This is a genomic window from Nostoc cf. commune SO-36 (assembly GCF_023734775.1).
GTDB lineage: Bacteria > Cyanobacteriota > Cyanobacteriia > Cyanobacteriales > Nostocaceae > Nostoc > Nostoc commune_A.
In genome coordinates, this window is the sequence record NZ_AP025732.1 from 4,587,678 (window position 1) to 4,600,829 (window position 13,152).

Genomic DNA, 13,152 nt, shown 5'->3' on the forward strand with positions numbered 1-13,152 from the left:
TTACCCGTAAAGTTGCAGGTTTAAGTAGAAGGTTTAAGAAGAAGTTTTAATTTTTTAATTGAAGACAATCAATATACGCGTTTACACTTAATTCATGATTGAGCAGAATCTTCTCCAAAGTATATAGAGCGGATATCCGTGGGTAATTTGTCCTCTAGCATACGATAGCCTTCCTGGAGAAAATTGGCTACTTCGTTAGGAGCGATCGCTTCTCCTTCTGCTTGCAGATAGGCAGCGATTCTAGTTTCGCTCCAGTGGAAAGTTTGAGCCATTAACACGATCAATCGCAAAACTGGTGGTAATTGGTCTAACGCCTGTTCTACATAGCACCATAGCGGCGGCGAAGTCGCTTGGAGAGAATAATGAATTGCTTCTGTAGGTGGTAGCTTAATCTCGTTAATACAGAAAGCTGTCATATTAATTAACCAATTTTGCATGGTTAGAGCTTCCTGATCTGATTCAGAGTCAGTTAACTTTAGTCCACCGAGTTCGTAATAAATATGCCGCCAAGTGAGGGCAAACAAATAATCTGCCTGCACAGGCGATCGCGCCGAATGTCGAATTAAGGTATAGACTATAGGGCTATAGCGGCAAAAAATTACTGTAAAATACTTTCCAGCATCTGGATTGCGCTGAAACAGAGTCAGTAGTTCATGGTCACTGTGATGGAATAGCGACTTCACCAGGGGGTGATTAGCTTCCGTAAAATGGGGAATTTGCATAAGCCTTTCGATTGATAATTGTTAAAATAGTTTTGGGAATTACACTTCCCTAGTTAATCGCATAATATCTTGGTGTTGCTCAGTTTGTAGATGAGACTCAGACTACTTGAGTATTGATAAACTACAAACAAGGACTTAATTTTAGTCTTAATCGACAATGATAAAATCAACTCTCTTATAGAATCCTTATTTGTTCATGGTTATAGCGGTTAGTGTGATATCGTTCCTGCTCAGTCCCCTTACCTTAGGCTCCTTTCTGCCTTCCCTGCCCTTGGATAGCCTATTCTCTACCCAAGGCATTATGGTGATGCTACTAGCAGCTTATGCTGGTGCTATGTGGATGTTTCTCACCAGTGCCCCAAAAGTACACACTGTAATGGTGTCAGATTTGGAAATTGCCCGACAGTTGTATGAAGGACTGCTAGATTTGCCAGCAGCTGAGGTGCCATTGCACTACTACTACAATTACGAACAAACTATAGGCGCAACTGGCGTTGATCCGCTATATATGTCTACTGGGCCTAGCTTGTCTAGCAAAATGATGAATAATGCTAATGATGGGTTGTGGTATCAATTGAAGAAAAACACGCAGCTACACGTCATTACTGGTGCGAGTTTAGGTAGCAAAAATCAACAACGTCACGTTTGTTTTGACCACGATTGCCTGGAAATGATTCTAATGCGAGTCGAAACGCGTGGTTTGAAATTCAAGATTCGTAACCAAAAACCCCTGAACTTTTTAGTCAAGGACTATGAAGGGCGAGTCATTGAGGTGGCTGAGGTAGCGAATTAGTCGTTAGTTATTAGATTATTTTAGGTTGGGTGGGGCATCGCTCCACCCAATATTTTTAGATTTTAGATTGACTCCCAGCTTGGCTTCTAAATTAATGTCCCATTTCCACTCGGGCTAAAATAGGTAAATCCCCTAACCAAGATAATTTATGAACCAGCCGATATCTGAGAGAGTGCGCTGGACTACCGCCGATTTAGAGTTGTTTCCAGATAACGGGAATCGCTACGAAATTATTGACGGAGAATTGTTTGTGACTAAAGCGCCCCACTGGAATCATCAAAAAACGTGTGTCAGAATTATTACTCCATTGCATATTTGGTCACAAGCTACTTCTTTGGGACAGGTCGTACCTGCTCCAGGAATAATTTTTGGCGATAATGATAATGTTATTCCCGATGTTGTCTGGGCTAGCAACGAAATATTGCCTTTACTTTTAGACGAGGCGGGGCATTTGACTGGTGCGCCAGAACTGGTTGTAGAGGTGTTATCTGTTGGTAGTGAAAATGAAAAGCGGGACAGAGAACTAAAACTTAAGCTCTACTCATCACGAGGTGTCAGAGAATATTGGATTGTAGATTGGCGCAAACAACAGGTGGAAGTATATCGACGCGAACAAGCAAGTTTAAAATTAGTTGCTACGTTATTCAATGGTGATGAATTGAGTTCACCCATATTACCTGATTTTACTTGTGCGATCGCTCTTTTATTTACTTAAATAAATTACGAATTAGTTAACTGTGCTGTAAAAATTCAACCTTGGGTAACAACGGGTCAGTCACAATACCCACACCGCTAAAACCCCAGCGTTTGAGCAAGTTTGCCAACTGTGTACGGGCAATAGATTCCACTGCAAAGCGATTTGCCACTTCTGCTGCGTGGGTGTTGAGATAGCTAAGGGCATCAAAGTTTTCTTGAAACAGCAATAAGTAACCCGATGTTTCAGCATCAGGACGAGCTATAAGATAATTCCCGTCAGTTTTTGAGCGCACTAAGTAATAGACATCGGACAGCATGGAGAGGAGATGAAGTTTGTTGGGAAGAAAAAAGTCCTTCAAATAAAAAACTAGAGGAATATCGCACAGCTTTAATTTTCGAGTATTCCTCATTGCTTTAACATCAACAACTTGACACTCCCCGCGCTGAAGCGACGGGGATTCTTGAATCTAAGACATAACTTGCTCATGCAGGTTTTCACCAACAAGAGTAGAGGTTTCATCTCCGCAAGCGTTGCCTACGTCTAGCGCAGAGGTTCCGATATGCCCTACCGTACCCAATCCTCGACTAAGGATAATTCTAGCTGCGTTTTCATCTCTATCCATCACACAACCACATTTACAAACATGGGTTCGAGTGGATAGTGTTTTCTTAACGATGACACCACAGCTAGAGCATTCAAGGCTTGTATATTGCGGATTAACCGCAACAGTGACACGTTTAAATACTTTACCAAAGTACTCAACCCACACACGAAACTGATACCAAGAAGCGTCATTAATAGACTTGGCGAGACTTTGATTTTTCACCATATTTTTAATCCTCAAATCTTCATAGGCTATCAAGTCGTTAGACTGAACTACGCACCGTGCTAATTTCACAGCATGGTCTTTACGTTGCCTACTTATTTTGAGGTGGCGTTTACCTAAAATATGTTGTGCCTTGCCTCTATTTTTTGAACCTTTTACCCTTCTGGAAACTCGACGTTGTGAACGCTTAAGGATTTTTTCACCAACACGAAGAAACTTAGGGTTTTCAACCATTGTTCCGTTAGAGTCGGCGTAGTATTCCTTAAGTCCAACGTCTAAACCAACTGTGTTACCAGTTGGTTCTATGTTTTCAGAACGGTCTACATCAATACAAAATTGCACATACACACCATCTGCACGTTTTACCAATCTCACCCGTTTAATTTGGTTGATTTGGTAGAAGTGCAAATCACGAGTACCTTTGAGCTTTAATCGCCCAATACCTTTTTTATCGGTGAAAGTTATGGATTTACGATTATCTGCAAGCTTCCATCCTGATGTTTTGTACTCAACAGAGCGACAATCTTTTTGGAACTGGGGATATCCTTTTAAGCCTGGAATACCCTTCTTGCAGTTTTCATAAAACCGAGAGATAGAAGACCATGCTCTTTCAGCACTAGCCTGTCTATCCATTGAATTAAGTTCATTAGCAAAGGGAAAATTAGCCGCAAGTACAGCACAATATTTTTGCAAATCGTTTTTGCCCGTACCTTTAACATCCATCCATAGCCGAATACAGCTATTACGAATGAACTTTGCAGTCCGAATTGCATTATCTATTGCGGTCAATTGCGGTGACTTCCCGTAAGCTTTGAATTCAAAAACTAGCATCTTTTTACCTCCCACCTTATACTACCATGTCCGGTATAAAATGCTGGGAAGGCTGAAAAACTTTATACAATCTTGACCGCTGAATAAATTCAGCCATTCGCTTATATCCCCCGCATGAATGACGAGGGCTTTACGCATCACGACTCGTAAAATATTTATTTATCCGAATTTGCCGCTGACGTAATCTCGGGTATCTTCCTGCTGAGGATTGTTGAAAATATTCTCTGTCAAGTTGTATTCAACCAGATATCCCATTTTGCTGCCCGTTTCTGTCGCCTGTGCATTGAAAAAAGCTGTCATATCCGATACCCGTGCTGCTTGTTGCATATTGTGGGTGACGATAATAATGGTATATTGCGACTTCAGTTCTTGAAGTAATTCTTCAACTCGCAAAGTTGAAATTGGGTCAAGAGCGGAGCAAGGTTCATCCATTAACAAAACTTCTGGCTGAATTGCGAGGGCGCGAGCAATGCATAAGCGCTGTTGTTGACCACCAGATATAGATAGACCACTTTGCTTTAGTTTATGCTTAACTTCATCCCATAACGCAGCTTGTCGCAAACTCCGTTCTACCAATTCATCCATATCACCTTTATAACCATTAATCCTGGCTCCAAAGGCGATATTTTCATAAATTGACTTGGGAAAGGGGTTAGGCTTCTGAAAAACCATACCAACCCGACGGCGTAATTCTACTGTGTCAATTCTTTTGTCATAAATATCGGTATCACCAAAGGTAATTCTTCCCTCAATATGTGCCCCAGGAATCAAGTCATTTAAACGGTTAAAACACCTTAGAACAGTGCTTTTACCGCATCCAGAAGGGCCAATAAGAGCGGTAATTTTGTTTTTGCCGATGTTTAAGTTAACATCACGGACTGCTTTGAAACTACCATAGAAAACAGATAATTGCTCGGCTTGTAAAATACTCTCGGAAGTAGCGGTTTTTGAGCTTGATACCATACAAAAATTTCAGGTTAATGCTGAAAAACTAAATTTAAATGAAGTTGATTTATTTAGCGTGACTGTTGGAATTTATTGCGTAAAAATATTGCTGTTGAATTCATTAACATCAGCACGATCATCAAAACAACAATGCCAGCAGCAGCATTCTGGTGAAACTCGACTTGAGGGCGAGAAACCCAATCAAAAATTTGAATTGGTAGTGCTGTAAAAGAACTTTGCAAACCTTTGAAAGAAAGCTGAGGTAAGAAAGTAATAAACCCAACAGCCCCAACTACAATCAACGGAGCCGTCTCACCAATCGCTCGTGAAAGTGACAGAATTGTACCGGTCAGGATACCTGGCAAAGCAATAGGGAAAATTTGTTCTCGGATGATTTGCCACCTATTAGCACCAAGGGCAAAACCTGCTTGTCGCAGACTATCGGGAACAGCACGCAGTGATTCACGAGTGGTAATGATGATAATTGGTAGAATCAACAAACTTAATGTTAAAGCACCAGCTAGAATACTGCGTCCCCTGGTAATTGGTTCCATCACCCGCACAAAAACTTGCAAGCCTAGCAAGCCATAAATAATTGATGGCACTGCGGCTAAATTTGCAATATTGATTTCAATTAATCGAGTAAACCAGTTGTCCGTGGCATACTCTTCCAAGAAAATCCCTGCGCCTACTCCTAAAGGAAAGGAAATTAAGGCAGTGATGACCAACAGCCAAATAGTGCCAACTAAGGGAGCCAATACCCCAGCAGATGAGGCACGGCGAGAGGAAAAACTGGTAACAAAAGACCAATTCAAGCGGCCAAGACCATCAGTTAAGACATCTATGAGCAAAATAACTAACACCAGCAATGCAAAGGAAGTCGCAACCCAAGTGGCGATCGCAAAAACTTTGTCAAGGTTGTAACGTTTATTGATCGCTAGGTCAAAGTTCGGATTTACCCCAGAGTCAGACAGATTTGTAAACTCAGTATTGCTCTTTGTCATTCGTATTTCTCCCGGAAGCGACGAACAAACCAATAACTAAAAATATTCAGGGTTAGGGTGATGAGAAATAAAGTCATACCCACCGCAAAAATAGTTTTATAGGCGAGTGAGCCTGCTGGTGTGTCTCCTTTACTTACTTGGACAATGTATGCTGTCATTGTCTGAATTGGCACTAGTGGGTTGAAACCCAACTGAGGATTTTGACCAGCCGCGATAGTGAGAATCATTGTTTCGCCAATGGCGCGAGAAATAGCCAAGATAAAAGAAGCTACTATCCCAGAAAGTGCTGCTGGCAATACCACTGAAATAATTGTTTCCCGCTTGGTTGATCCCAACGCATAAGCACCTTCCCGCAAACTACGCGGAACGGAATAGAGAGCATCTTCACTCAAAGAAGCTACCAAAGGAATAATCGAAACTCCCAGTACTAAACCCGCACTCAAAGCATTGAATCCCTGCATCCCAGGGATGAATGTTTGGAGGAAGGGTGTAACTGTGAACAGTGCAAAGTAACCAAACACTACTGTGGGTACGCCTGCCAATACTTCTAGGGCTGGCTTCAGCCATTTGCGAAGTTTCGCTGGAGCATATTCACTTAAGCAGATAGCAGCTAATAATCCTAGTGGCAATGCTACTGCGATCGCAATTACAGATGTGAGCAACGTGGCGCTAATTAGCACCATGATTCCAAACTGCTGATTAGTAAACAGTGGTGTCCATTGTGTGTCTGTTAAAAACCGCCATATCGAGACTTCTTGAAAAAATTCAACAGTCTCAAAAATCAGTGTTAAAACAATGCCAATCGTGGTTATAACCGAGACAAAGGCAAATAAGGCGAACAAGGTTTTGACACCAGTTTCCACCGACTTACTCAAAGCCCGATTGGGTTGCCATAACTTGGAATTACTTGGCTGATTAGATAACGGATTGGAAGTCATTTCTTTGCCGACAACCTCATAAATTCAAACTCCCTTTGTATGTATGGACACACTACCATTCTATGAGAACTACCCTAATGCTGGAAATAAAGCTTACTTTCAAGACCATCAGCCTTAAATAAAGTCAGTATAAACAGACTTTTTTTTACAAGCTACTACTTCCAGCTAGCAGGGCGTAGTGCAAATTCTGTTTACGAGAGTAATTAGTGGCTGATTCTTAGTTTTCTTTCTTGAGAAGGTCTTTCAGAGTAACGCCCACTTGAGAACCCTCACCTTCAAAAACCGAACCTACTTTTCCACTGCTGAAGCGTGTTTGAACTTCAGTGAGTATATCGCTAGGTAGAGGCACATAGCCCACTTCTGATACTAGCTTTTGGTTCGCTGGAGCATAATTGAAATCAACAAAAGCCTTAACTTCAGGACGCGTCGCCGCAGTTTTCTTTATATAGATAAACTCTGGGCGAGCAAGGGGTTGGTAAGTACCATCAGCGATGGTTTGTGGACTCGGCTGAATACAACCCTTACCACCATCAATGCCAACCAGCTTTAACTTCTCTTTGTTGTTCTCATAATAGGCATAGCCAAAGAAGGCTATACCACCTGGGTCAGCGCTCACACCCTGCACCAAGGTATTGTCATCTTCACTAGCAGTGTAGTCTCCTCGACTTTCCCCTTCCTTACCTATAACTGCTTGAGTGAAATAGTCATAAGTACCAGAGTCTGTACCAGGGCCATACAAACCTATTTTCTGTGCAGGAAATTTCGGATTAATTTGGTTCCATTGGCTGACTTTGCCTTGAGCCGCTGGTTCCCACATTCTCTTTAGTTCATCAACTTTGAGGCAACTTGCAAAGTTGTTTTGGGGGTTAACCACTACAGATAGACCATCATAAGCGATCGGTAATTCAATGTACTCGATATTACCTTTTTTACAGAGTTCCACTTCTTCCGGCTTAATGGGGCGGGAAGCATTAGAAATATCAGTTTCACCCGCACAGAATTTCTTGAACCCTCCACCTGTACCAGAGGAAGCCACAGTAACTCGCACTCCAGGATTAGCCTTTTGAAACTCTTCTGCCATCGCCTCAGAAATAGGATAGACGGTACTAGAACCGTCTATCTGGACTTTTCCAGATAAGTTTGATCCTGTTGCTGTATTGGTAGCTGGGGTAGCGCCGCCATCAGCTGCTGGGCTAGAGTTGTTAGAAGCTTGATTGTTATCGCCGCAAGAGCTAATACCAATTGCTAGAGCAACTAGGGGAGCAAAAAACCGCACCTTTGAAGAGAACATAAGGATCTTTATAAATTGATGCTATCGATTAACAGTATGAACCTTAGCACTCTAGAGTAACAGCAAGGTTAAGAAAAGGTTAAGGAAATACTAAAACATACTTATAATTTTAAAATCTTTTAAGTTACTAAAAGCACATCTGAAACAGTAAATATCTTTAACATTTGATATAAATTGTACTACGATTTAGTACTAAATAACGTAAAATGCTAATGATTTGGGTATGGTGTAAATATTTTTTTGAATCAGCATATTTTTAAATTAATTTACGGGTAAGGATTAGCAATTAATAAGCAATTTTAAGTTAGGGTATTACGCAGTAAGATTGGAACCCCTCTCTGTTATTTGGGTTCTGCGTATCCTTACTCTTAAGCGAACTAGCAGTGTAAGCAAAGCTAAGGTAGGAGAGTTTATATATTAATGTTTATACTGGTTGCTGTTGGTTTTCCCTTGTGCCTTTCCTTGGTTGCCTGATAAATGTTTGCTGCTTCCAATCAATTACTATGGTCAATGATCGGCTTACTCCTGACAATGGGTGGCACTTTCCTAGAAGTTTATGGTATCACCTTACCTGGGAGTTGGAGTAAGCACGGAATTCAAACTTTTTCTTTAGGTGTCACTTTTCAAATTGGCGCAGTACTGTTGGTAGGTTGCTTAGGAGGTAAAAATGCCGGTGCGCTCTCGCAAATTGCTTATTTAGTCATGGGCTTAACGTTATTACCTGTATTTGCTGATGGCGGCGGTATCGGTTATATCAAGTTATCTCAATTTGGCTATTTACTAGGCTTTATTCCTGGAGCTTGGATTTGTGGCTTATTTGCCTTTAAAGCTAGACCTCGACTAGAAACTCTTGCTTTTAGTTGCATCTGTGGCTTGTTAACTATCCACATCTGCGGTATTACTTATTTGATTATTAGCTATCTTTTTCAGTGGAAAGGCACAGAAAATTTACCCTTGATGCAAGCAATCCTCAGATACTCATGGTTTGCACTACCAGGTCAGCTAACTGTTGTCTGTGCGGTTACTGTAATAGCATATATATTGCGTCACTTAATGTTTTATTAGTTGATTGTCTTTCGTCCTTTGTCATTTGTCAAAAGCTCATGACCAATGACCAATGACCAATGACCAATGACCAACGACCAATGACTAATTCACCATGCGTTTAAAAAATCGTCTTTTCTGGATTGCTGCCTTCATCGCTTTTTTCTTAGACCAAATAACAAAGTACTGGATAGTGCAAACCTTTAGCTTGGGGCAGACACTACCACTATTACCTGGGATATTTCACTTTACCTATGTAACTAACACTGGCGCGGCTTTTAGTCTGTTAAGTGGGAAAGTAGAGTGGTTACGCTGGCTATCTTTAGGAGTGAGTTTAGTATTGATAGCGTTGGCTTTGTTTGGCCCAACATTAAATTTGTGGGATCAGTTGGGCTACGGCTTAATTTTAGGTGGAGCTATGGGTAATGGTATTGATCGTTTTGTTTTAGGCTACGTCGTTGATTTTCTTGATTTTCGCCTGATTAACTTTGCTGTATTTAATGTGGCAGATTCGTTCATTAGTATCGGTATTGTTTGCCTATTAATTGCTTCGTTTCAAAAAACACCGACTTCAACTGACAGACCGTATTAAACTATTAAGCCTGGGATAATTAATCCCAGGCTAACTGTTACTGAAACCCTTGCTCTGTCCTATATGCGAAGACTCGATCTATAAAGGTTCTAGGAACTTTGGTTTATTTTTTACACCAGTGTGTATGACTAGTGTAAGAATTCAAAAAAGATGCACCGATCAGCGCTGATGGCAAACCAGTTATTCTGATTATGCCTCAGCTTTTAATTTAATTACCTGTGGCAGGAGTTTTTGGTGAACTAGAGTCGGGAGTACTCATACCTGGTTCGGTAGTGCTGCCAGGAGTGGGAGATTCAGATGGGGTAACATTTTCTGGTGCTGGAGCTAAATTGCTAGGAGTGCCAGATTCAGATGGAGTAATGGTTTCTGGTGCTGGAGTGATTTCGGGAGTGCCAGATTCAGATGGAGTAATGGTTTCTGGTGCTGGAGTGATTTCGGGAGTAGTTGTGCTACCAGGAGTAGTTACATCAGGTGTGGTAGTGCTACCAGGAGTGGTTTCTACTGGTGCCGTAGTCGTACTAGGAACACTAGGGGTGAGTGCTGTGCCACCGGGACAACGGGAATTGAGCGGAAAATTCTTACACAGAATTTCCATCCCTTGTGGCGACATTTTAATTTCCGCTGGTGCACTCATGGAGTCGCTACTGGATTGAGCTATGAGGGATTTACTGGATTCGGCTACAGCAATATTAGTGGTAAATGCCAAAGATAAAGCCGCACCAATCAAAGTCAGAGATTTTCCCATTATGTAATTAACCTCAACGGAACACTCGCCCTATTAAAGCAGATAATTGAAATTTAAAAAATCTTCCTAAATGAATATATTTAGGTTTGTTTCAGAATATGTGGATATGTAAAATTGGTAAAAATTAAATCTGTTTGTTGTTAGTAGCTAGTATTTAAAGGTACAAAATTAAAAGTTATAATTGTAGTAGTTGAATGATTAATAGTATATTTAATCAGACTTTGAGAATGTATGAAAATGTTATCACTCTATAAAGAGGTGACAAAAATAACTACTTGATTCTGATCGTAAGCTAGATTATAAGTATAAATTAGCGCAAAAAGTTCCGTATACTCAATTTATGCTTTGGCTTATGAGTAAAATGATGAAAGACTAACATCTAAATTGATTGTAATTCGCCCGATTCTTCACTAAAAACTGTGATGTGAATAGCCGATGAGTTCTCCCCAACCCCCTCACAAGCCACAAACGTTACTAGGTCAACTGACTCAAGCAGTACATACAATTCAAGCTAGGGTCGATTTTTCTAAATTGGCGCTCAAGCCTAATGCCAAAGTACCAGAACTTTGGGTGCAGGATGCGGGGGCGGATAAAGCAGAGGTATATCCACTGTTGGGCGATCGCTATATTCTAGGTCGTAGCTCCAAATCAAGCGATATCGTCATCCGTAACCCTGTTGTCAGTCAAATTCACCTGTCTCTATCACGGAATTCTACTCAACGCACACCAGTCTTTGTTATCAAAGACGAAAACTCCACCAATGGCATTTATCGTGGCAAGCGTCGTGTTAGCTCCCTAGAACTGCGCCACGGTGATATTCTGACTTTGGGTCCCCCAGAACTCGCCGCTTCTGTGCGGTTGCAATACGTCGACCCACCAGCCTGGTATGTTAAAGCTGCAAGTTGGACAGGTTATGGTGTCGGTGGTGTCAGTGCCCTGTTAGCCTTAGTAATTGGAGTCGAATGGCTAAAATTCTCAGTTAGACCTTTACCTACAGCTACACGCGCCCCAGTAGTTGTTTACGCCCGTGATGGAGCCACTCCCCTGAGAGAGCCTCGGACTATTTCTCATGTAGACATGAAGCGATTAGAGGAATTTGGCTCTTATTTGCCTGCTGCGGTAGTGGCTTCAGAGGATAGTCGTTATTACTGGCACTTTGGGGTTGACCCTCTGGGGATTTTACGAGCCATATTGATTAATAGCCGCAGCGGAGATGTCCAACAGGGAGCCAGCACTGTTACCCAGCAAGTTGCCCGCAGTTTATTCCGTGAGTATGTAGGTAGACAAGATACCCTTGGACGCAAATTGCGAGAGGCAGTTGTTGCCCTGAAGCTCGAAACATTTTACAGCAAAGATGATATTTTGCTGATGTATTTAAATCGGGTTTTTTTGGGAGGGGATACCTCTGGCTTTGAAGATGCAGCCCGATATTACTTTGAGAAGTCGGCTAAAGAATTAACTTTGGCAGAAGCAGCAACATTGGTAGGAATTTTACCTGCTCCCAACGCCTTCGATTTTTGTGGGGATGGGCCAAATAAGCTAGAAGCGGCTGAATACCGGAATCGCGTGATTAAGCGGTTGCTGGAGATGGGAAAAATTAAACCAGAGGATGCAAACCGAGCTAGACGCTCCACTGTTCAAATTAGTCCTAAAGTATGCGAACAGCAAGCTAAAACGATCGCTCCTTATTTTTACAGTTACGTCTTCTCTGAACTGGAATCAATCTTGGGCGAGGGAGCTGCAAGAGAGGGAAACTATATCATTGAAACCAAGCTTGATCCAGCGATACAGAGGCAAGCAGAAGCAGCCTTGAGTAATTCAGTGAACAACGCTGGTAGAAATTTTAATTTTTCTCAAGGGGCGGTAGTTACTCTTGACTCCAGTACAGGCAGTATTCTGGCAATGGTGGGCGGGACTGATTACAAAAAAAGTCAGTTTAATCGTGCTGTTCAAGCCAAAAGACAACCAGGTTCCACCTTCAAAATTTTTGCTTACACTGCTGCTATTCAACAAGGAATTTCAGAATCAAAAAGTTATTCTTGTGCCCCTTTACCTTGGCAAGGCTTTACTTATAAACCCTGTCGTGCTGGTGCTGGCGCTACTTTAGATATTGCCACGGGGCTTGCTCTTTCAGAAAATCCCATCGCCCTACGAGTTGCCAGAGAAGTCGGGCTGGATAAAGTCGTGGCAATGGCGCAGCGTTTGGGGGTAAAATCAAACCTCGATCCGGTTCCTGGCTTGGTACTAGGTCAAAGTGTAGTTAATGTTTTGGAAATGACTGGTGCTTTTGGTGCTATTGGCAATCGCGGTGTTTCCAATCCTCCCCATGCCATTAACCGGATTTTAGACAGTGGTGATTGCCGCGATCGCAATGATATCAAAACCTGCCGTGTAATCTACTCCTTCGACCAAGATCCAGATGCCAACAAACGAGTTCTACCAACTGGTGTCGCCAATGAGATGACTAGTTTGATGCGTGGTGTCATCAGCAGAGGTACTGGTCGTAGTGCTGCCATTGGACTCGGAGAAGCCGGTAAAACAGGCACGACTGATAAAAACGTTGACTTATGGTTTATAGGTTTTATTCCAAGTCGGCGACTTGTAACTGGTGTTTGGCTGGGAAACGACAATAATTCCCCCACATCCGGTAGCAGCGCTCAAGCCGCTCAGTTGTGGGGAAATTATATGCGGAGAATTACGCGGTAAATGGAGATTGGGCATGGG

The 13,152-nt window shown here is 42.0% G+C and carries 13 protein-coding genes; 5 read left to right on the forward strand and 8 right to left on the reverse strand.

The features are described 5' to 3' along the window. Positions 1-92: 92 nt before the first annotated feature. Complete coding sequence (locus ANSO36C_RS20655; protein WP_251956032.1) at positions 93-722, reverse strand: sigma-70 region 4 domain-containing protein; 630 nt, start codon at positions 720-722, stop codon at positions 93-95. Positions 723-918: 196 nt separating this feature from the next. On the opposite strand from ANSO36C_RS20655, the gene ANSO36C_RS20660 reads away from it, so the two are divergent. Both ANSO36C_RS20660 and ANSO36C_RS20665 read left to right on the forward strand, forming a co-directional pair. Continuing rightward, positions 919-1,515 (forward strand): glyoxalase-like domain protein, encoded by a 597-nt coding sequence (locus tag ANSO36C_RS20660; RefSeq protein WP_251956033.1) that lies wholly within the window; start codon positions 919-921, stop codon positions 1,513-1,515. A gap of 148 nt (positions 1,516-1,663) precedes the next feature. Then, the gene (locus ANSO36C_RS20665; protein WP_251956034.1) at positions 1,664-2,230 is read left to right on the forward strand and encodes a Uma2 family endonuclease; all 567 of its coding nucleotides are present in this window, start codon (positions 1,664-1,666) and stop codon (positions 2,228-2,230) included. Between the two features lie 16 nt (positions 2,231-2,246). On the opposite strand, the gene ANSO36C_RS20670 is transcribed toward ANSO36C_RS20665, so the two are convergent. From ANSO36C_RS20670 to ANSO36C_RS20695, 6 genes are all read right to left on the reverse strand, one after another. After that, the gene (locus ANSO36C_RS20670) at positions 2,247-2,528 is read right to left on the reverse strand and encodes a hypothetical protein (RefSeq protein WP_251960394.1); all 282 of its coding nucleotides are present in this window, start codon (positions 2,526-2,528) and stop codon (positions 2,247-2,249) included. Positions 2,529-2,678: 150 nt separating this feature from the next. Then, positions 2,679-3,869: an RNA-guided endonuclease InsQ/TnpB family protein gene (locus ANSO36C_RS20675; RefSeq protein ID WP_251956035.1), complete on the reverse strand. Its 1,191-nt coding sequence runs from the start codon at positions 3,867-3,869 to the stop codon at positions 2,679-2,681. 159 nt (positions 3,870-4,028) lie between these two features. Further along, positions 4,029-4,832 carry a phosphate ABC transporter ATP-binding protein PstB gene (pstB, locus tag ANSO36C_RS20680; RefSeq protein WP_251956036.1) on the reverse strand — a complete coding sequence of 268 codons (804 nt, stop codon included), beginning with the start codon at positions 4,830-4,832 and terminating at the stop codon, positions 4,029-4,031. 53 nt (positions 4,833-4,885) lie between these two features. Continuing rightward, a complete protein-coding gene (gene pstA, locus ANSO36C_RS20685; protein WP_251956037.1) occupies positions 4,886-5,818 on the reverse strand; it encodes a phosphate ABC transporter permease PstA in 933 nt (310 codons plus the stop codon). Further along, positions 5,815-6,756, reverse strand: coding sequence for a phosphate ABC transporter permease subunit PstC (gene pstC / locus ANSO36C_RS20690; protein WP_251956038.1), 942 nt, complete (start codon positions 6,754-6,756; stop codon positions 5,815-5,817). The genes pstA and pstC overlap by 4 nt, the downstream gene beginning before the upstream one ends. Before the next feature lie 217 nt (positions 6,757-6,973). After that, positions 6,974-8,047, reverse strand: a complete 1,074-nt coding sequence (locus ANSO36C_RS20695; RefSeq protein WP_251956039.1) for a PstS family phosphate ABC transporter substrate-binding protein — start codon at positions 8,045-8,047, stop codon at positions 6,974-6,976. A gap of 477 nt (positions 8,048-8,524) precedes the next feature. On the opposite strand from ANSO36C_RS20695, the gene ANSO36C_RS20700 reads away from it, so the two are divergent. After that, positions 8,525-9,112 carry a biotin transporter BioY gene (locus ANSO36C_RS20700; protein ID WP_251956040.1) on the forward strand — a complete coding sequence of 196 codons (588 nt, stop codon included), beginning with the start codon at positions 8,525-8,527 and terminating at the stop codon, positions 9,110-9,112. A gap of 94 nt (positions 9,113-9,206) precedes the next feature. Further along, positions 9,207-9,683, forward strand: coding sequence for a signal peptidase II (gene lspA, locus ANSO36C_RS20705; RefSeq protein WP_251956041.1), 477 nt, complete (start codon positions 9,207-9,209; stop codon positions 9,681-9,683). A 208-nt stretch (positions 9,684-9,891) separates the two neighbouring features. Here lspA and ANSO36C_RS20710 read toward each other — a convergent pair whose 3' ends face one another. Next, positions 9,892-10,428: a hypothetical protein gene (locus ANSO36C_RS20710; RefSeq protein ID WP_251956042.1), complete on the reverse strand. Its 537-nt coding sequence runs from the start codon at positions 10,426-10,428 to the stop codon at positions 9,892-9,894. Positions 10,429-10,863: 435 nt separating this feature from the next. Between ANSO36C_RS20710 and ANSO36C_RS20715 the strand changes: the two genes are divergently transcribed. Continuing rightward, the gene (locus ANSO36C_RS20715; protein ID WP_251956043.1) at positions 10,864-13,134 is read left to right on the forward strand and encodes a transglycosylase domain-containing protein; all 2,271 of its coding nucleotides are present in this window, start codon (positions 10,864-10,866) and stop codon (positions 13,132-13,134) included. The last annotated feature ends 18 nt before the right edge of the window (positions 13,135-13,152 follow it).